18 protein-coding genes and 1 tRNA gene are annotated in these 20,473 nt (G+C 34.9%); 5 read left to right on the plus strand and 14 right to left on the minus strand.

Going from position 1 to position 20,473, the window contains the following annotated elements:
• Window positions 1-5: 5 nt before the first annotated feature.
• The 3 genes from LS66_RS03190 to gatB all read right to left on the minus strand — a co-directional run bounded on the left by LS66_RS03190 (window position 6) and on the right by gatB (window position 5,956).
• Window positions 6-1,097 (minus strand): hypothetical protein, encoded by a 1,092-nt coding sequence (locus LS66_RS03190; protein WP_034365612.1) that lies wholly within the window; start codon window positions 1,095-1,097, stop codon window positions 6-8.
• Entirely contained in the window at window positions 1,094-4,264 is a 3,171-nt protein-coding gene (locus LS66_RS03195; protein ID WP_034365615.1) for a helicase-related protein, read from the minus strand. The genes LS66_RS03190 and LS66_RS03195 overlap by 4 nt, the downstream gene beginning before the upstream one ends.
• Window positions 4,265-4,531: 267 nt before the next feature.
• Entirely contained in the window at window positions 4,532-5,956 is a 1,425-nt protein-coding gene (gatB, locus tag LS66_RS03200; protein ID WP_034365618.1) for an Asp-tRNA(Asn)/Glu-tRNA(Gln) amidotransferase subunit GatB, read from the minus strand.
• A 218-nt stretch (window positions 5,957-6,174) separates the two neighbouring features.
• Between gatB and LS66_RS03205 the strand changes: the two genes are divergently transcribed.
• Together LS66_RS03205 and LS66_RS03210 are read left to right on the plus strand one after the other, a co-directional pair.
• The gene (locus LS66_RS03205; protein ID WP_226989507.1) at window positions 6,175-6,837 is read left to right on the plus strand and encodes a hypothetical protein; all 663 of its coding nucleotides are present in this window, start codon (window positions 6,175-6,177) and stop codon (window positions 6,835-6,837) included.
• Between the two features lie 43 nt (window positions 6,838-6,880).
• Window positions 6,881-7,816 (plus strand): NAD(P)H-dependent glycerol-3-phosphate dehydrogenase, encoded by a 936-nt coding sequence (locus LS66_RS03210; RefSeq protein WP_011115636.1) that lies wholly within the window; start codon window positions 6,881-6,883, stop codon window positions 7,814-7,816.
• Window positions 7,817-7,841: 25 nt separating this feature from the next.
• Here LS66_RS03210 and LS66_RS03215 read toward each other — a convergent pair whose 3' ends face one another.
• The 11 genes from LS66_RS03215 to LS66_RS03265 all read right to left on the minus strand — a co-directional run bounded on the left by LS66_RS03215 (window position 7,842) and on the right by LS66_RS03265 (window position 17,539).
• Window positions 7,842-8,129: an HU family DNA-binding protein gene (locus tag LS66_RS03215; protein WP_011115635.1), complete on the minus strand. Its 288-nt coding sequence runs from the start codon at window positions 8,127-8,129 to the stop codon at window positions 7,842-7,844.
• 126 nt (window positions 8,130-8,255) lie between these two features.
• Entirely contained in the window at window positions 8,256-8,489 is a 234-nt protein-coding gene (locus tag LS66_RS03220) for a hypothetical protein (RefSeq protein ID WP_011115634.1), read from the minus strand.
• Complete coding sequence (gene fliS / locus LS66_RS03225; protein ID WP_011115633.1) at window positions 8,473-8,856, minus strand: flagellar export chaperone FliS; 384 nt, start codon at window positions 8,854-8,856, stop codon at window positions 8,473-8,475. Before fliS ends, LS66_RS03220 begins: the two co-directional genes overlap by 17 nt.
• Before the next feature lie 10 nt (window positions 8,857-8,866).
• Entirely contained in the window at window positions 8,867-10,915 is a 2,049-nt protein-coding gene (gene fliD / locus LS66_RS03230) for a flagellar filament capping protein FliD (RefSeq protein WP_034365622.1), read from the minus strand.
• A gap of 49 nt (window positions 10,916-10,964) precedes the next feature.
• Complete coding sequence (locus LS66_RS03235) at window positions 10,965-11,357, minus strand: FlaG family protein (RefSeq protein ID WP_011115631.1); 393 nt, start codon at window positions 11,355-11,357, stop codon at window positions 10,965-10,967.
• A 54-nt stretch (window positions 11,358-11,411) separates the two neighbouring features.
• Window positions 11,412-12,623 (minus strand): murein hydrolase activator EnvC, encoded by a 1,212-nt coding sequence (locus LS66_RS03240; protein WP_034365625.1) that lies wholly within the window; start codon window positions 12,621-12,623, stop codon window positions 11,412-11,414.
• A 7-nt stretch (window positions 12,624-12,630) separates the two neighbouring features.
• A complete protein-coding gene (locus tag LS66_RS03245; RefSeq protein ID WP_011115629.1) occupies window positions 12,631-13,440 on the minus strand; it encodes a hypothetical protein in 810 nt (269 codons plus the stop codon).
• The gene (locus LS66_RS03250) at window positions 13,427-14,095 is read right to left on the minus strand and encodes a cell division ATP-binding protein FtsE (protein ID WP_011115628.1); all 669 of its coding nucleotides are present in this window, start codon (window positions 14,093-14,095) and stop codon (window positions 13,427-13,429) included. Before LS66_RS03250 ends, LS66_RS03245 begins: the two co-directional genes overlap by 14 nt.
• A gap of 3 nt (window positions 14,096-14,098) precedes the next feature.
• A complete protein-coding gene (gene trmB, locus LS66_RS03255) occupies window positions 14,099-15,289 on the minus strand; it encodes a tRNA (guanosine(46)-N7)-methyltransferase TrmB (RefSeq protein ID WP_034365628.1) in 1,191 nt (396 codons plus the stop codon).
• Window positions 15,289-16,554 (minus strand): fibronectin type III domain-containing protein, encoded by a 1,266-nt coding sequence (locus tag LS66_RS03260; protein WP_011115626.1) that lies wholly within the window; start codon window positions 16,552-16,554, stop codon window positions 15,289-15,291. Before LS66_RS03260 ends, trmB begins: the two co-directional genes overlap by 1 nt.
• A complete protein-coding gene (locus tag LS66_RS03265; protein WP_034365632.1) occupies window positions 16,484-17,539 on the minus strand; it encodes an RluA family pseudouridine synthase in 1,056 nt (351 codons plus the stop codon). Before LS66_RS03265 ends, LS66_RS03260 begins: the two co-directional genes overlap by 71 nt.
• 60 nt (window positions 17,540-17,599) lie before the next feature.
• On the opposite strand from LS66_RS03265, the gene LS66_RS03270 reads away from it, so the two are divergent.
• From LS66_RS03270 to LS66_RS03280, 3 genes are all read left to right on the plus strand, one after another.
• Window positions 17,600-18,742, plus strand: a complete 1,143-nt coding sequence (locus LS66_RS03270; protein ID WP_011115624.1) for an FtsW/RodA/SpoVE family cell cycle protein — start codon at window positions 17,600-17,602, stop codon at window positions 18,740-18,742.
• Window positions 18,704-18,780 (plus strand) — tRNA-Ile (locus tag LS66_RS03275). The genes LS66_RS03270 and LS66_RS03275 overlap by 39 nt, the downstream gene beginning before the upstream one ends.
• A 177-nt stretch (window positions 18,781-18,957) precedes the next feature.
• Window positions 18,958-20,469 carry a peptidylprolyl isomerase gene (locus LS66_RS03280; RefSeq protein ID WP_034365635.1) on the plus strand — a complete coding sequence of 504 codons (1,512 nt, stop codon included), beginning with the start codon at window positions 18,958-18,960 and terminating at the stop codon, window positions 20,467-20,469.
• Window positions 20,470-20,473 lie beyond the last annotated feature (4 nt).

Consider the following 20,473-nt stretch of genomic DNA (forward strand, 5'->3'; position numbering starts at 1 on the left):
TGGGTCTATGCCGATTTCTTGATTATCTGGGGTGGATTCTTCAATCGTAAAATTATAGTTTTCAAATACATCAAAAATTGCTTAAAATCAGTATTTTCTAGGCTTTGTGTAAGGACAAAATCTCTTTCTATGCCCTTACCTTGCTTGTCTCTATACTCTTCAAAAAGCCCACCATTAAGGAATGGAATCTTACAATCAAAGTGGGGTGAATAGTCTTCACCAAATTGGGGGTCTTTGCGCTTTGAATTAAGTGTCTCAAAAAATAAAGGGCAAAGGTATTTTGTATAAAAAGATTCATTATTTTGCGTGGCTTTGCTAAAAAGTGAAAACAAAAAGTTTTTATCGCCTTCTCCATAAGAAGCATTTTGTGCTACGCCTAACCAACCCTTTTTTTGCAAAAAGTATAAAAACACAATGCGCCCTAGAAGTTTTTTGACAAAGGCATTGACTGCTTTTTCTCCATTTAAACCTTCATAATTGTCTAAAGCATTGAAAGTGGCTTGATTTTGACATAATTTTTGCGATAAATCTTTATAAAGCCTTTCATAATCTCTATAAAATTCTTTACTTATAGGTTCTGTGCTAAAAGCTTCTTGGAGATTTTTTAAAGTTTTTTCTTTATCTAAAAATCCTTGAAGTTGTAATTTGGCTGTTTTTGTCTTTGTATTTTCTCCTAGTGTGAAGCTTTGTCGGCGGAGATTTGAAAAGGTTGTTTTGTTTTTTTCATAATCAAAACCTTGTGTTACAAGACTTAGTCTAAATTCTTTGCTTTCATCATAAAAAACTGCAAGCATTGCATTTATTTCTGGTTGATTTTTGATGATTTCAGCGATTTCTTTATGGAGGGTGATTTTGGCATTAATTGATGTTGTTTTAAAGGCATAGATGCTTAAGCTTTGTGAATCTAGGGTGATATTTTCACACATTTGTGAATAGGCGGTGATAATGCTATTATGCTTATCATAAGGAGTGCGTTGCTCGGTTTTTATGTCAATATCTTTTCCAAAAGATTCTATGATGAAGTTTTGAAAATGTTCGTGCTTATAGGCGTTATTAAGAAAAATATCTAAAGTTTTTGAAGATTCTACTACACTCATTTTATCCCCTTTGTTAAGTGAATTGTCGTAATGCTAATTTGGATTTGAGGTTCTGTGTGGGTGGCAGAATCTATTGTGTTATAATCTTGCTCTTTGCTAGTCTGCAAATCTGCATTTGGGGCAAATTTTTCTTTGATGACAAGGACTTCTCTTGCAAAATCCGCACTATTTTTAGCCTTTATATTGATAGTCTCTTTAGTAAGCTGGGGGTGTCCGTTTTTTATTAAATCAATAAGATTTTCCTTCACTTGCGAATCTAATTCTTGGCAAGAATTAATTTTACTGATAGCTGTTATTTCTTGTGGTTTAAGCTCTTTTTTTGTTGGATTAGGCGTATTGCGGGATTTTAGAGATTGCTTATAGGATTGCATTGCACTTTGGATATGCGTATAATGCACGCTCATATCTGCATTTTTGAGAGGACAAGATTCTAAATGTGCTTTCAAAAAGTCTGCCATTTCATAAAAATCACATTCTTGTGTTTGTGGCTCTTGGAGTAAGTTTTGGCTTGGCACAATATGATATGGATAAAAGTGTGCGTGATTGTGGCTAGAAATGTGGCGAATATAAGCAAAACTTTGAGTTTGATGTGATTGTATTATCGTGCGTGATTTAAGCGGGAGATGCTCTATCCTATCAAATTCATCTTTGTGATTTTTGTAGAAATCTTGTAATGCTTTTTTGTATTGTGAATCTTTGCTTGTTTCTTGATTATTTTTATCGATTTGAGAATAGAGATTTTTGCTCCCTACAATCTCTTCATCATCATAAATTGCTGAATCTTCCCCTAATGTATAGTGAAAGCTTTGCAGTTTGCCAGAGGCGATAGAGTTTATATTGATAATCTCATCGGCTAAATGTGTAGGCTTGAAATTATAAATATGGATTTTTTCAAAGCTCGTGCCTATACGATTAATGCGCCCTATTCTTTGCATTAGCCTTGTGGAATTATAGGGTGTGTCATAATTAATAATAATATTTGCACGATGAAGGTTAATTCCTTCTGCTAATGTATCTGTTGTAATGATGATATTAAACTCATCTTTTTGTTTCTCTTGAGGATAGTTTGCGTCAAAATTTTCTTTAATTTTTTGCTCGTTTTCTTCACGATTACTTGCATCAATTTGTAAAATTGTATATGCAATAAGCTCTTTAGCAAGATATTTTGCGGTTGTCGCTGCTTCTGTGAAAATCACTATTTTTTGTGATTGTGGTAGATATTTATCTAAAGAATCTTTGAGTTTATCAAGTTTAGAATCTCCTTGTATATTCTCCCACGCATTGAGTAATTTTTCTAGGGCATCTCTATCATTTTGTAGCTTTTGATAAAAATCATTCTTAAAATGATGAGATTGTAAATGTATGAATTTATCTTCCTTTTTCTCTAAGAGATTCTGCAAGTCCTTATCATTATCTGATAATACAGCCTCATATAGCTTTTCTCTTGAATTATAGCCCTTTGGGAGTGCGATGGTGCCCTCGCTAAACATTGCAATAAGGGCATTGTGAGATGTGATTTGATTTTCAAGTGTGGCTTTAAATGCGTCTATGCTTGAATCAAATCGTTTAAATAGAATCTTTTGGATAAGCACACTCAAACGCTCTGCTGTGTCATTATAAAAACCTTTGCTTTTTTCATCTTCGCCATATTGTGATAAAAACTCCTCTTGTCCATCTTGGGTGAGATTTGGGAATATAAGATAACGCACATAGGAAAAAGTGCCTATATTGTTGTGTTTTTTTGAGAGAAAAGCAATTGTTTCTTTTGCAAGATTATGTGAGTTAGAATCTAAATCATAAAGCAAATCTTTAGGGGGTTCAATTTTTGGAAAAGTGAGATTTTGCTTTTTCATATCATCTTTATAGAGTAGCTCTATATCACCTCTAGTGCGGCGAATCATAATATGAGACAAAAGCTTATCGCGTAAGGTGTTGGCAATATTTTCTAGCTTTTTCTTTTCTTTATTTTGTGCAGATTCTTTTTCTTGTGTGGATAAATTTGTGTTTTGGTTGATGATTTTTAGCTCTTTCATTGAGTTTTCAAATTTTGTTTGAAGGTCGCTAAAAAATTTTTCTAAGTTGTTTAAGCCTTCAATGAGAGAATTTCGCCTATTACAAAAAAGATAGACTTGATTTGCTAAGTCTTTTGGAGAGTTATTTTGTGGAGTGGCAGAGAGGAGAATAATTTTTTTATGTGCGCCATTAAATGGAATCTTGCAAATATTTTCAAGCTGTTTGTAGCGGTTTGAAGTGCTGGAGCGAAAATTATGACTTTCATCAATAATTATAAGCTCTATATCCTCTCTTGTTTCTTTTGGGATTTTATGCAAGCTATCGTGAGTATAAATTTCATAATTTGCAATATTTATATCATCAAAATGTTTTTTCCACGATTTCTTAACGCTCGGTGGAGCAACAATGAGAATCTTGCCCTTAAGATTGTCTATGCGGCATTTTTTAGCGATGACAGACGCAATGAGTGTTTTGCCGAGCCCAACAACATCTGCAAGAAAGAATCCATTGTATTTTTTAAGCTTTTGCAATCCTTCCTGCACGGCGTGTATTTGATAATCATACGCGATATAGTCCTTAAAAAGAGCGGGAATTTCATTATCTTTCACCAAAAAGTCTTTGCCAAAATGCGTTAAAAGGAGCTTGTAATAAATATCTTTTGGGCTTAAAATTTCTAGGTAGCTTTGTTTTACACATTCATCAATATCATTTTTTGTAATCTCTATAGAATCTTCCCAAAGTTTGTTAAATTCTTCTAATGCGTAGTTAATATCTGCGCTTTCTTTAGTAAGGAGATTGACTTCATAATTTTTCTCTAAGCCATTATGAGTGAGGTTTGAGCTACCTACAATAAGTGAGCCTTCATAAAATGGTATATTGTTGTGTGCGTGGTTTGTCTTTGGTTCTGAAGTAAAAAGATAAAATTTAGCGTGGCAATTTTTAGTGCGCACCATACGAATTTGTAGTTGTTCTAGTTCTAAAACATTTTGTAAGCAAATAATAGAATCATCTACCTCTTTATCGTAGTTTTCTTTCTCTAGCATATTTTTTTGATATTTTTTAAAAAGATTATGGAATCTATCGCCTTGATAGGCGCAATCCAAATCCTTTTGTGAAAGCTCATATATGAGAGTATCTACATTAAGTCCAACCAAAATACGAATGTTCTTAAATTTTGCATAGTTATTGTTTTCTTGTAAAAGTTTATGTAAATGGATAAAGCCACTTATGCGAAAAAACCCAATAAGAAAGCTTAGATTCTGCGTGTTGTTATCACCTAGAGCATTTTTGAATTGATTTAAAAGTGTATTTTGACCTTTATTTGTGGTGAATTTAAGATTCTGCGGGTATGTAGGGCAATAAGAATTTTGTTTATCCCCCCCCCCCGCTAAAAGCTATAATATTCTCTTCCATTGTTCATACTACCCTAATTTTTCTTTTAAAAGCTCATTTACCCTTGCTGGATTTGCGCCTTTAGAGTTTTTCATCACTTGCCCGACAAAGAATCCAAAGAGTTTGTCTTTGCCACTTTTGTATTCCGCGACCTTGTCGGCATTAGCGCTTAACACAGATTCTATAACTGCAATAATTGCGCCATCATCATTAATTTGGGCTAATCCCATAGAATCTATGAGGCTATCTACATCGCCTCCTTTTTCCATAAGCACATCTAAAATTTCTTTGCCACTTTTTCCGCTGATTTTGCCCTCCTCGATGCGTTTAACAAGTGTGGCTAAAGTTTTAGAATCCACCCCACAAGTCTGCAGCGTATTTTCACCCTTTAATCGTCCTAAAAGCTCTGTAGTAAGCCAAGTAAGAGCACCTTTTGCGCTCGCACCTTCTTCAAGCATAGATTCAAAATAAAGCGCAAGCTCAAGGCTACTTGTAAGCACACCTGCATCATAAGGCTTAAGTCCTAAGGTATTAATATATCGCTCCCTTTTTTCATCGGGCATTTCTGGAATCTTCACTCCCTCACGCATAAGATTCTCATCAATAAAAACAGGCAAAAGGTCAGGGTCAGGGAAATAGCGATAATCAGCTGCCTCTTCCTTGCCACGCATTGAACGAGTAATGCCTTTGGCAGTGTCAAAAAGACGAGTTTCTTGCACAACTTCGCTTTGATATTTTCCCTCTTCCCAAGCTTCAATTTGTCTCTCTACCTCATATTCAATCGCTTTTTGGATAAATTTAAAGGAGTTAAGATTCTTAATCTCTACACGCGTATAGAGTTTGCAATCTCCTTTGGGGCGAATAGAAACGTTTGCATCACATCTAAAGCTTCCTTCTTGCATATTTGCATCGCTTATGCCAAGAAATCGCACAATAGAATGCAGCTTTTTAAGATAGGCTATTGCCTCATCGGAACTTCGCATATCGGGCTCACTCACAATTTCTAGTAGAGGCGTGCAGGCACGATTTAAATCTACTTTTGAATAATTATTTTCGTGGATATTTTTACCTGCATCTTCTTCAAGGTGCGCACGCGTTACACCGATAGTTTTTGTTTGGTTATTACATTCAATTTCAATACTTCCTCGTCCTACGATAGGAATCTCAAATTGACTGATTTGATAGGCTTTTGGCAAGTCTGGGTAAAAATAGTTTTTGCGTGCAAAGACAGAGTTTTGATTAATAGTCGCATTAATCGCAGTGCCAAAGGAAATCGCCTTTTTTACCGCTTCGCGATTAAGCACGGGGAGTGCGCCGGGTAGCCCTAAGCAAGTGGGGCAAACATTTTTGTTAGGCTCATCACCAAAGCTTGTTGCGCAAGAGCAAAAAATTTTTGTTTTGGTATTGAGTTGGACATGCACCTCTAAACCGATAATCGTTTCATACGCTGACATTTTCATAGCCTTTTGTGTTGAAAATATTGGAATATAAAATGCTAGTATAGGCTAATAGGCATAAAATATTTATAAATTCTTAAAAATTTTTTATATAATATTACTTACAAAGAAAAGCAGATGTTATTACAAAAAAGCATTAGGAATACCGATATATAGGTTATTATAAGAACCTATAGAGTCTTGTATTTTAAGATTTAATGTTAGGAGTGAGCAAAGTGAAGGGAATATTCTTAATAAGCCTTGTCGCAAGTTTGATATGTGCTGAAGAATTACAGCTTCATAAGCTTAATGTAGCACCTAATACGCCACTTTCTGCCCAAAATACTGAGAGTAAAGAGGGAGATTCTAAAATAAAGGCACAAGTGAGTAAAAATTTCTCAATTAGAGCGAATACTATTGCTAATGAGGGATATTCAGAGTTTGAGCTTGAAACAGGCAATGCCAATTTGAATGAGGTTGAAGCACCAATGTCTCGGTATGGTGCTGGTATAGAGTTAAATTATTCTATTAAATCTGATACAGATGTGAAGTTAAATTTTTTTGTATCAAATGCTTTAGAAATTGATACGCAAAGACGAGGAGGTAAAGTAAAAACTTATGATAACGCACAACGATACGAAGAAAATGCTTATGATTATGGCACAAAGATAATGTATCCTGTATGGGCAAATAGTATTGGTATGGTATTAACGATACTTAAATCGCATCGTATCACACTTACATTAAAGCAAACACAACTTTCAAGTAATGATGCGCTTTTGGCAACATATTCACAAGGAATAACCCCTGTTGTGAGAAATGTAGCTCAAGCAAATTCCTATGCTAATCTTTATACAATTACTACACAGGTTTTTTTGACTTATAGTTATGTGTTTTAATGAGCTTTGATATAATCTCGTTAAAAATAAGTGAGGACTTTAAATGAGCAAGGTAAGTGTATTTGGTGGAGGAGCTTGGGGTAGGGCATTAGCTTTTGCATTAGCCGAAAAAAATGAGGTAAGAATTATCTCACGTAGAGATATTAGCTCTTTGCTTGAGCCTTTAAATCAAAAATTGAAAACATTAAATTGCACATCAATTATACAAGTTTCGCATAAAGAAGCATTAGATGCGCAGTATTTTGTTATGGCAATAGCTACGAGTGCATTACGAGAATGGTTAGCAGTAGCTGATTTGCCACAAAAGATAAAGATTCTCTGCGCGAGCAAAGGGATAGAATCTGGCAGTGGCGCATTTGTAAGTGATATTATGGAGGAGCGCATTGCTCATAAAAGCATTGCCTATTTATGTGGTCCTAGTTTTGCTTCTGAAGTAGTGCATTCTTTGCCTTGTGCACTTGTTATTCATTCGCGCAATCTTGAGTTAAGTCGTGAATTTGGCACTTTGATGCCACATTTTATTAAAACTTATGCAAGTCCCGATGTTGTTGGTGGAGAAGTGGCTGGAGCATATAAAAATGTCATCGCTATTGCAGGTGGAATTTGCGATGGGTTAGCATTTGGTATGAATGCGAAAGCCTCTCTTCTTGCGCGAGGACTTGTAGAAATGAGTCGATTCGGAGAGCATTTTGGCGCAAAAATGGAAACATTCTTGGGGCTCTCAGGTGCTGGAGATTTATTTTTAACCTCAAACTCTACAATGTCGCGCAATTATCGTGTTGGACTTGGATTGGCGAAAGGAAAAGCAATTAATGAGATTCTCAAAGAGCTTGGTGAAGTAGCAGAAGGTGTGATTACCGCAAAAGCAATTACAGAAATAGGACAAAGGGAAAATATTTATACGCCTATTGCGAGAGAGATTAATCTGATTATAAATGGAAAAAATGTAAGAGAAAGTTCAAAAGCACTAATGGCATAGCCAAAAAGGCTATGCAAGGAAAGACTTATTTTTTAGCTTTTGCTACTTGGTCTTTCAAACCTTTTCCAGGGCGGAACTTAGGCACAGATTTTTCTTTTGTTGTGTAAGTTTTGTTTGTCCCGGGAACTTTACCTGTTTTAGCCTTTTGAATAGCTGTTTCAAATTTACCAAAACCTACAAGTTCTACACTTTGCTTTTTAGAAAGAGCTTTGGAGATAGCATCTACAAAAGAATTTACTGCTTGTTCAGCATCTTTTTTTGTGTTGTATTCACCAACTTTCTTAACCAAATCTACAAACTCAGCCTTGTTCATTACAAACTCCTTGATGTTAAATTTTGAACGCTCACATTCTATACAATTTTAAGTCTTAAGTCAAGGTATATGCGGATATTTTGCATAAATTTATTATAAAAAGGATTATATTATGCCCCCCCCCCATTAATTAGCATTTTCAAGGAATTTTTTTGCTGCTTTTATTTGTTCCATATTGATTCTGATTTTAAGCTGTTTGGCTTCCAAAAGTATTTTCGTTTGATTAATCAGCTCAAGAGCTTGGAGTTTTGTCTCAAGCGGAGCGTTTGGGAGCTCTTTTGGAAGATTGCTTACAAGAAGAAAGGCTGCTTGGTCGTCTTCGCGAAGCAGAGCAACTTTGAGCTTATCGAGCCAATTCATCTTGATTAATTTCTCGCCACGCTTCTAAAAGCCCTTTTGCTACGTTCATTACGATGTCAATTTTATCTGTGTCATTGGCAACATTAGCTTGAGTAAGGAGTTTAATTTGATGTGTATAAAGCCCTGTAAGATATACTGCTACCTCACCACCTTTATCATAATCAAGCGTATTAAGAAGCTCGGTGAAAATATCAGTAGTGCGATTAATATAGTAGATTTTCTTTTCAATATCTTCGGCTTCCATATGTCGCTTGGCTTGAGCACAGAATCTTAAAATACCTTCATAGAGCATTTCTACAAGTTTTACAGGGGATTCTACTGAAACTGAATTTTGTTGATAAAGACTATAAGCGTTGTTGCCATACATTGGTTACTCCTTATTTTTTAGCTACAGATTGGTCAATCATCAATTGAACACTGCTAAAGGCATTATTGGTTTTAGAGATTTGAGAATCATAAGCCGCAAATCTCTGTGCCATAATGTCATAGCGTGTATTGAGTTGCTCAACTGCTTTTTTTCTGTCCTCACGCAATTTTTTATCATCTTTTGTGAGGCTTTCTTCAAGGACTTTAAGTCTTGCATTTGGTCCATTTAAGAGTCTATCAATCTCTTGGTCAAATTTTTTAAAGACACCATCGGTTTGCACTTCTTTAAATTCTGTTGTTTTAAGACTTCCATTAAAAAGCTCTTGTGTGCCTTCTGGGTCAGAGCTCAAAGCCATTTGGAGTTTGCTCACATCAAGTGTCATTGTGCCTTTTTCGTTAAGAGTAAGTCCATATTTAGCAAGTCCTTTTAGCTCTGTTTCTGTTTGGATTGTTGTAGAAAATATGCGATTAAGGCTAGGACGTATCATACGAATATCACTATTGCCATTGAATACGCCAGCAATTTTAGAATCTTCATCATAACGTGTAACATCATCAAGTTTTAAAGCAAGATCATTATAAGATTCAACAAATTTTTTCACATTTTCTATAATTTCTTCATCATTACGTGTAATGCTAATTACTGCAGGTTTGCCCGGTTCAGTAGTAGTAAGAAACTCAATATTTACTCCACTTACAATGTCATCAACATTATTTGTAGGGCGTTTCATTGAAATTCCATTGTATGAGAATTTTGCATCTTCTGCTTTTTGAACTTTACGTATTTTAAAAAGCTCTTCTTGTGTTTTGGCATAATCCATTGTTGTGCCAGCTTTTAATCCCAAATCCTCAAGGGCTTTTTTACTTGCAGGGTCGTCGTTGGCATAAATATTTACTTCTCCCGTATCAGAGTTAATCACAAGCTTGCCCTCATCATTGACAGAACCATAAATACCCGCAATATTATTAATGGCTTCAGCGATATTTTTTGCATTTTGGGCAGATGTATTTTTTTCTTTTGTGAGTGTAGAAAGGTCAAGTGGGATACTGCCTATATTGATTGTGCCTGTAAGCTTTCCTGCTCCTACACTTTTAGTTGCTACCATTAAATCTTCTTTGGCATTATTTTTATTTTCTGTGCCAAAACCTAAACTTTGGGCTTTTGAGCCTTGAAGTTCAATACTATAACCACGTCTATCATTAAGAGTGAGTGTATCACTATTTGCACCACCTATACCGATATTAATATCATTATCAAGCAGTCCATCAAAATCTGAATCATTTTTAATTGCAGTAATGATAGCTTCTTTGAGAGCCTCGGCGTTATCTTGGCTTTTAGATTCTATTGCAGTTTTAGGAAGTTTGATAGAAAGGGTTTTGTCAATACCTTTTTTGTCTTTAAGTGTAATGCTTAAATCTCCATCATTCACAGAAAAAGCACCAGAGGGCACGACAGAGCCGCTTGTAGTTGAACCAAAATATATTCGTGAAGATTCGCCTGTATCTTTTGAATTAATCATAAGCTGGTAAGGGTTTGAGCCACCTGTTTTCATAACAATTCCCATTACTTCACCTTTTGTTGTATCTGTAATGAGTTGCGCTACTTCACCTAATTGCATACCCGCTTTAATATCAATTTTATAGTCGTGCCCTTTGTGATGAAATTTTAATACAGAATCTTTTTGGCTAAATACAGATTCTCTACTCTCATATTTTGAGCCTATTTCATTAATATCTGAAGTCGCCACAGAATCTATATCAATTTTAATATCTTGTGTTGGCACACCTGCTGATATATTTGCTTTGAGTGCATCGCCAATTACATTACTTGAGCGCCCTAAATAGGTAGAATAATCTCCAAGCTTACTCGTGCTAGATTTTAAATCACGCAAAGTAGAAGTAATAGCTACAAGCTCTGTTTGCTTTTCAACATTTTGTTCAATTTTTTTATCAATAGGCTTGATAAGTGAAGCCTCATCAGCTTCTCTTAGTTTATCAATCACATCGTGATTTAAAACTTTACTTCCAAGTCCAAGCGAACTCAATGTTCCAAGTGCCATATTACCTCTTTTCTTGCATATATTAAAGTTATAAGTTAAACTTCAAAGATTAACCTTGTTTGTCAAAAATAACACCAATGACTTCACGCATTTTTTTCATCAATTCAATAGCCTCTTTTGATGGTATCTCGCGAATCACCTTATCGCCATTACTTTCCTTAACAGTTACCATAAGACCGGGTATATTTTCATTATATGAAAAATGAATATCAGTGTCAATGCGTTTCATTTCATCATTGAGCTTTTTGCTTAACTCACGCAATTCATTTTCAAGCTGTTTTTTATTTTCCCTATCTTGATGTTGTGCGTTTTCTTCTTTTATTCGCACTTCTATGGGGCGTTTATCTTCCGTGATAGTTTTCCCACTTGTGTTGATCATATTGACCAGCTGATTTTTAATGGTATTATTGGTGCTATTAACGCTATTAATATCATTAAGCATAGCTTCCTCCTTGAAGTTAAATACAAGGATACATCGGATAAAAATTTTATTTTTTTAGTTGAGTTTTATAAAATCTGCAGGGTTAATATGTTTATCTTTTTGAGTGATTTCAAAGCTTAAACGTTCATTGACTTTGCCAATAATCGTGCCTTTTTTAATAGGTATACCTGTTTTAATTGAAGATTCTATTTTGTCCATATATGCGTAAATAGTATGGATAGCATTGTTATGCTCAATAATAACAACTTTTTTAAGCCCCGGTGCTTCTTTGGCATATACTATTCTCCCATCAAGCACATTCTTAACAGGAGCGTTGGGAGATTTGGGATTAAGCATAATTGCAGCATTAAAAATTTTAAATTTATATACAGGGTCAAAATAAGGTCCAAACTTTTTTTCAATGACATAGTTATCAAGTGGTGAAAAGGTTTTAGCTCCTTTGTAGGCAATGGTGGGCACATCACGATATGAAGTGCCAAATTGTTTTGGGGCTTTAATACTACTTGGGTTTTTTTGGTTATTTATAAAGGCTTGCTGATTGGAGCCTTGTTGTTTTTGCTCTTTAACGATATTGAGTTTTGAGAGAATCTCATCAAGGCTTTTACGCTCTTTGACAATGTCTTTAAGCTGCTGGTCATAGGTTTTAAGTTCAGTTTGCATTTTTGCAAGAGTGGCTTTTTGTTGTTCTTTTGCGATTTGGAGACGTTCTTTTTTATTAGTTTGAGTTTTAATGGAGCTTTGAATTTGAGAAATTGCATTACTTATTTGTTTGATTTCATTATTGAGGAGATTGTGTTTAGCGTTAAGTGTTTTAATAGAGTTGCGCGCGTTTTTATGTAGAATTTGATAAATATGATATTGCACTACACCATCAACAGAATCAATATCTGCAGAGCGGCTAATCACCATATTAAAAGCAATACCTTGTGCAATAAGCTTAATAAGTTGTTTTTCAATCTGAAGTTTTTGTTCTACAAGCACATTTTGTTTTTTTTGAGAATCTTTAAGTGATTTTTCTTGTGAGAGAGATTTGCCTTGATTTTGTTCTATATCTTTTTCTAAGGCGTTAATTTGATTCCCAAGTTGTGTGAGCTCAGAATTTTTCGCATTAATTGCTTTGCCCAAAACATCAAGTTTTTTGCTAATAGCTTTTTCTTGGGATTTGGCAGTAGCAAGTTTATCTTTATTTTTTGCAATATCTTGGTCAATATTTGCCATACATATATTTATAATGGCACATATTGCAATCCAGCCAAAACCCCTCATATTAGATTCACAGGTCTTTTTGTTTAATAATGACAAAAACCACCGAGACGATAGATACAAGTATAGATGTAAAAAGAAGAATGATAAAATCACTTCCCATACGGAATATATCGCTTGTTACTTCAAGCGTGTGAAACACTTCTTGCATTTTGTCGTGGTTAATCAGATATGTCATACCTGCAATGATAGCTATTGTTGAAATAATAGAATCAATAAAAGCAAGGCGGAATAAAATACCATTTCTCATCCACGCAGGAGCACCCAAAAATGCCATAATTTCCATTCTATCGCTATGTTCAAATTTCCAAATTTCAATTTGTTTAACCATAAGGATATAACTTAAAATGGCAATAAGTGATGCAAAGACTATAATTGAACTTTTAATAATGAGCAAGAGCTTATAAACTTGCGAATGACTCTTGGTAAAAGATTCGACTTTGGTTACACCATTTAGTTTTGAAAGTGTCGCATTAATCTTTTGTAGTCGTTCTTCATCTGGAAAAGTAGAGAGTTTGAGCGAATAGAAAAAAGGTAATTCTCTTTGAAGTGTTTCAAGGCTTTCTCGACTAAGATCCTTTTTGAGCTCATTCATCATATAATCGGGCGCAATGGCTTTTAGCTCCTTGGCTTCGCGGATAAAACTCTGAACCTTATCAAGCACAAGAGCATTTTTTGAGGCAATAACAATAGAGTAATTATCAGAGAGCTTATTTTCGTGTTTAGTTACAGCACGATTGACAAGCATAATACTTTCAAGACTAAAAAGAAGAGCTAAAAGCGGGATAATAAGTGCCAAATGTCTCCTAAGCAAATTCATAAACCACTCCTTCTTCTATATGTAGTCTTCTAAATGGAATATTAAGTCTATCAGGCATTCGGTGGGTTACAACCACAACGGTAATACCAAGTTGTTCATTTACACCTTTGAGGAGATTCCAAATAAGCTCACTTGAATAATCATCAAGGTTACCCGTTGGCTCATCAGCAAGGATAATAGTTGGATTATGTGCAAGCGCACGTGCCATAGCTACGCGTTGTTGCTCACCCCCACTAAGCTCAAGAGGAAATTTATTTGCCTTATGTGAAAGTTTAATATGCACAAGCAGTTTTTCAACTTGGGATTTGCATACTTCTTTTTTGTAGCCATTAATAACCATAGGCAACATCACATTTCGCTCTATATTCCATTCTTTAATCAGTTTGTAGTCTTGAAATACTATGCCAATACTGCGCCGAAGATGATTAATACGACTTTTTGATGCTTTTTGCATATTGATTCCAAAGACATTTAAAAGTCCGCTTTTTACACCTAAATACCCAAAGAATGAGCTTAAAATAGTGCTTTTTCCGCTACCAGAAGCTCCTGTTATGAATACAAACTCTTTAGCGTTAATATTAAAAGTGGCATCTTTAATGACAAGATCATCATTATAGCCTAGATTGAGATTTTTTGCTTCTATAATCGTGCTCAAATTTTACTCCTGTGTTAGAATCTGTATTAAATATTTATGCGCCTTGATGGCTGCTTGTGTAGGGATAGGGTTACTACCAATATACCGAGCTGATACATTATTGCAAAATTCAATTTGCAAAAACTTGCTTTGAGGCTGGTTAAAATCCCCAAAACATAATGCCAATACATATATATCCCCCGCACAATACAGATTATCAATATGCAAAAACCAATCATTAGCAATTTTCTTATGTGGAAAATTTTTGTAATTATCCAAATTTTTTCTTAGAATTTTATCAAAATAAAAGTTTTTTTGGGTATTTTTTACATTTTTTTCATTATTTGTGTTTTTATAAGTGTGAAAAATCTTTAAATCATAAATGTTTTTTTGTTGTTTTTTCCATCTTGCTTCGTATTTGCTTGTAATTACTTCTTGTTGATTCTTGTGTATTTCAAGGCTTATGCTCTCTTGTTGCAAGGCAAGGGAAAGGGCATCTTGGAAATAAATTTCATCATCACTGCGCAAATGAAGCACTCCATTATTATCTAAAACGCGCAAAGATTCCTGAAAAAATTTGGGCGAAAAAATGCGCCTATGGTGTTTTTTATTCCACGGCACAGGAAAATGCACATAAATACCTTGTGCAATATGAGAGGAGAGAATTTCAAGGAGGATACGCGCATCGCCATTAATGATATAAAGATTCTCTAAACCCAAGAGTTGCACTTGCCTAAGAATCTGCTCAATAGAGGGAGTATGAATTTCTATACCAATACACATAAGATGAGGGTTGCTCTGTGCAAGATGCAAAAGGTGGCGCCCAGAGCCAAAGCCTATTTCAATAAGGCAAGGCTTTGCAAAATCCAAAAAAAAATCCATAGACTGAAAATAGGGAGATTGGAGATTTTGTCGTGGCGTATTTTTGTTGAGGTTATGAGAGATAACATTTTTTTGATACGCACATAGAATCTTAAGCGCATTCTTAATAATGCCTGTAGGTTGAGTTTTTGTGCTTTTTTCACATTTGAGAATAGCATTATTTTTATTGCCTCGCCACGCTTTGCGTAAAAAAAACTCATTATCTTCATATCGCACCAAAATAAGTGATTGTGAAGAATCGTTGCATTGTTTGGCTTCATATACAAAGGTATAGCCTTCTTGTGTAAAAGGCATAGGTGGCAATGTAATATGAGATGCAAGAAAATGAGGCATTATTTTTGAGCCTCTATGGAGAGTTCTATTTCTTGTGTGGGCGCAGATTCTATACCATTTTTGTCAATACTTGTTACGCTATATTTATAACTGATACCTTTTTGCATTTCTTTGTCGGTAAAGGTAGTATCGTATATATCAATAAAGCGCGCACTTTGTGCCCATACTTTCCCTTCTTTGCGATAAACGATATAATTTTGAATACGCTCATCACTTGGTGTTTCCCACGAGAGAGTGGCTTTACCATTAAGGATTTTTCCTTCAAAGTGCAAAGGCTTGCTTGGAGGTGGAAGACTTGAACCTTTAGCAGGCGTGCTACTTATACGTCCTTCCAAGCCATTATCACCTAAAAGCACAACTTGGTAGTAATAACTTATGCCATCTTCTTTGTCTTGGAGTTTATGTGTATAATTTGTTTGGTTGGTAGTTGCTAGTTTTTTGTAGTTTTTATCATTGGGAGAATAGAGAATCTTATATTGTTTTTTGCTCACACCTTGTGTATCAGGGGCTTCTTTCCAAGTAATTTTAATGGCTCGTGGCAACTCTATAGTAGCTTGGATATTTTCAATAGGTGCAGGTTGAGGGATTGTTTTTACACTCACGCTTTGTGAAGGCTTACTTTTGATACCCTCATAGCTTTGAGCGATAATACGATAAGTGTAGCTTTCTCCATCTTTTAAATCATCATCAAAATACTCTACACTTAAGCGATGAGGAATTGTTTTGATTGTTTTAAATTCACCTGCTTTATTTAGGCGTTCAACCAAATAAGAATCTATGCTTGGATTTGGGTGTGGCGACCAAATAAGCTTAATGGTGCGTGGTTGATTATTCAGAGCGAAGACACTCTCTACCGCGTCAATAAAAGATGTTTGCACAAGAATAGGTTTGCTTTTTGGAGAAATCGTATTATCAGTGCCAAGCGTAGCAAAGGCATAAATATATTTTGTTTGGGGATTGAGATTTATATCATAAAAATGTGTAGCAAAGCGGTTTGGAATCGTAGCGATTTTTTGTAGTTTTTGATTATCTTTTGCTTGAGCACGATAAATGACAAATCCTTTAATGTGTTCATTATCAAGAAATTTCCATTCAAAGCCTACAGACGAAACATCAGCGAGTGTATTTATAGAATCAATTTGTGGGAGTGAAGCATCTTCTTGGAGTTTTGCACCAAAAGAAGAGAGACAACCGCTAAGAAAAGCACTCAAAAGAACGCATAATCCTGTCAATTTCAAGTAATTCCATAATGTTTTTGTGCCCATCGGGTATATCCTTTGTGAAGTGAGTTTGGAGGAATTTTAGCATATCTGGTAAAATAGGTGCTTTAAAAGTGCAGTTTTGTTGCGTTTTGGGGTGTATAAAATAAAGAATATAAGCGTGAAGCAAGATTCTATCTTGATAATAATGTGTTTTGGCTTGAGGTTTGTATCCATAAAGTGTATCACCAAGAATATGGCGAGAGAGGCTTTCAAGGTGGGCGCGTATTTGATGTGTTCTACCCGTGTGGAGTTTGATAGCAATGAGTTCAAATGCTCCGTTATCTGAAGTAGCAATTTTGATAAAAGAGCTTTTTGAATCTCGCACTCCTTTCGGGATAGGAGAGTTTGAGCGAATGTGAATCTTACTCATTTTAAGGCGATTGTGCGGATTGCGACCCATAAAGCATTGCACTTGTTGGTTATCTTTAAGGGGCGTATCAATAATAGCAAGATAATATCGCCCCATTTGACGATTTTTCAGTTCTTTGGTGAGAGTAGTATAAGCGAGATTTGATTTTGCAATAGCCAACGCACCGCTTGTTTGCTTATCAAGTCGATGAATAATCCCATAACGTTCCTCTCCGCTTAATGTATAAAGAATGTGGGCATTGAGTTTGAGCCAATCTACAAGCGTAGGCTCTTTAACGCTTGGTGCGTGGTGAATGACAAGATGAGAAGGTTTGTTAATAATGAGCACATCTTCATCTTGATAAACAATATCAATACTAAAGCGTTCATCATCTGCTGATATGGTATATGAAGAGGATAGGGGCGTATTATTTGCACAGGGGGATTGCACTTGAATGCAATCTTTAGCTTTGAGCAAAGTGCCGTTTTTCAAGCATAGTATGCCATTAAGCCACACTTGTTTATTTTTAATAATATGGTGGATTTGATTTTTGCTACTTTGAAGCTGTATGCTTAGATAAGAATCAAGGCGTAATTTGCCATTATTTAAGTCAAAATTTGATACAATAATTTCTTTCATTATCGCCTACTATATTTCTTCCATTTTCCGTTGAAAATGAGATTATTTTGAGGAAAAGTTGTGATTGATAGACGGATTCTAGCACATTTTGATTACATTTTATTGCTTTTTATATTACCATTAGTTAGTCTCTCTCTCTTTTTAATCAGTGAGCTTGATTCTGCTTTATTTGCTAAGCAAGTGAAATATATTACTTTAAGTTGCGGGCTAATGATTTTTTTATTTTTTATGCCTTTTAGGCAGCTTAATAGTGTTATTTTGGTATCTTATATTATATGTTTAATTTTATTAGTTTTGGTGCATTTTATTGGCACACAAAAGCTTGGTGCGCAACGTTGGGTGGATATTCCTTTCACAAATTTTTCTATTCAACCAAGTGAAATTATGAAAATTTTTCTTATGTTGCTTTTAGCTTCCTATATCACCGCTAATCCTCCACCAAAAGATGGTTATGGCTTAAAAGAATTTTGTATTATTAGTTTTTTTATTCTTGTGCCTTTTTTTATCATTCTTAAAGAGCCTGATTTAGGAACAGCAATGGTAATTTTACTCACTGGATTTGGCACACTTTTTTTAATCGGTGTGAATAAGCGAATATGGATAGCTTTAGGATTGGTTATCGTTTTACTCGCTCCTGTGGCATATATAGTTGATCCCCTTAAAGATTATCAAAAAAAACGTATTATGGATTTCGTATCAGATAAATCTCCCTATCAAGTCGATCAAGCTCTAATTGCCATTGGTGCAAGTGGATTATTTGGCAAATCAAAAGAAGATGCCACACAATCACAGCTTAAATTTTTACCTTATGCAAATACAGATTTTGTTTTTGCGTATTTTGTGGAGCGTTTTGGACTTTTGGGTGCATTTGCTCTTTTGACATTATTTTTTTGTTTGATAATCTATATTTTAAGTTTAAGTTTTGTGCATCAGCAGGATTATTTTTTGCGTGTAGTAACGGGTTATATGACTATTTTGATTTTCTTATATGTAAGCATTAATGTATGTATGGTAATAGGATTGGCTCCTGTGGTGGGAATCCCTCTTCCCTTAGTAAGTTATGGTGGAACAAGTTTTGTTACTTTTATCACTCTTTTCACTATACTTGAAAACATTCTTGCCTTTAGATTTGTTTTTGAGTATAATACGTCCTCCAATGGGCGAGGACCTTTAGCTCAGCTGGTCAGAGCACTCGGCTCATAACCGATTGGTCGCAGGTTCAAATCCTGCAAGGTCCACCATAGATTTCTTGCAATGATTCTTTAATGTTTTAATTTGAATGAATTAAAATTCGCTATACACTATGAATATTTATATTTTTTCTTAAGAAATTTTGGTATTTACGCATTTAGTCTCTTTTTATTTAGTAAGTTTTATGATACAATAGGCTTTAAAGTTACACAGAGGTTAAAATTATAATGATTACTTGGATGCAAAAGCATAAGAAGTGGCTTGTTATCACCATTTGGATTAGTGCTATCGCTTTTATCGGTGCTGGAATGGTGAATTGGGGTTCTTATGGATTTGGATTAAACAATGATAAAGTAGCACGAGTAGGAGCGATTGATATTCATATTCCCGACTACCAAAGAGCTTATAACGAAGTATTTAATGAATATTCGCATATTCCACAACTTGGTGGTATGCTTGATGAAGCTCAAGCAAAACAGCTCGGTTTGCCTCAAATTGCTCTTCAGCGAGTAGTTCAACAAGCGCAGTTACTTAATTTTGCTTATGATTTGGGTTTATCTGTGAGTGATGAAGAAGTGAGTAATGAAATCATCAATGCAAAAGTGTATGTTGATAAAGAGGGTCATTTTAGCCACGAAATCTATAAGCAGGCTTTAAAAGAGCGACAAATGAGCCCAAGTGAATTTGAAGAAATAATACGCAAATCTCTTCTTATCCAAAAAATTTTTAGTGTTATGAATCTCAATGTCTCTCAATCATCGCTTCAAATACCTATGGTATCAGTTACACCTTTAGAAATAGCTGCATTAGAAATGGCAGATTCTGTGCGTGATAGACTTATGGTAAAGAGCATTCCTATTACACAAGTAGCTTTTTCATCAACAGATGATGAATTGAAAGCATTTTGGGAAAAAAATGCAGATAATTGGAAAACGCCTATGGAGTTTCATATTGAATATATTTTTGTGCCCTTTAACGCTCAATCTCCAAGTGAAGAAGCACTAAACAAACATTATGAGGATTTTAAGAGTGATTATTTGGACAATGATGGGCATTTAATGAGTATGGAACAAAGCAGAGAAAAGCTGATACGTGATGTCCAAAAACTTGAAGCCCAGAGCCTTGCTAAAAGGGAATATCGTGATTTAAAAAATGGAAGCAAACAAGGAAAGATACTCACACTTAAAGATAATGAGCGATTTTTTATAAAAAATGGTGTGGATTTAGTAGTAGCAGATATGAAAGTAGCTCAAGTAGGGCAAGTGTTAAAACCCATAGAAGCTGATGAGGGTTTTGTAACTTTAAAACTCCTTGATAAAAAGGAAAGTGTGAATAAAAGTTTTGATGAGGCAAAAAGTGCAGTTAAAGAGATGTATGAGCATACCAAACGTAAAGAAAGTCTTGTTAAACTTGCTCAAGAAAGTGTAAAAAATTTTGCTGGCACAGATATTGGGTTTATTGATAGATTTTATAATGGCGCTATACTCACACTTGATACTAACCAAAAGATGCACTTTCTTTCACAAGTTTTTGGTAGCCAAGATAAAGAGGGTTATGTGCTATTTGATGATAAGGTGGTATTATATCGTGTGTTGGAACAATCATCTGTTCCCAAAGATAAGGAAAACAATATAACAATGATAGCTAAAAATATCAAATATGGAGCAGTGCTTGATACTCTAGCAGAGAATCTGAATAAAACTTATAAAACAACCATCTATATTGATGTGAGCAAGTGAGGTA

This window comes from Helicobacter sp. MIT 03-1614 (assembly GCF_000762925.2).
Taxonomy (GTDB): Bacteria; Campylobacterota; Campylobacteria; order Campylobacterales; family Helicobacteraceae; genus Helicobacter_C; species Helicobacter_C hepaticus.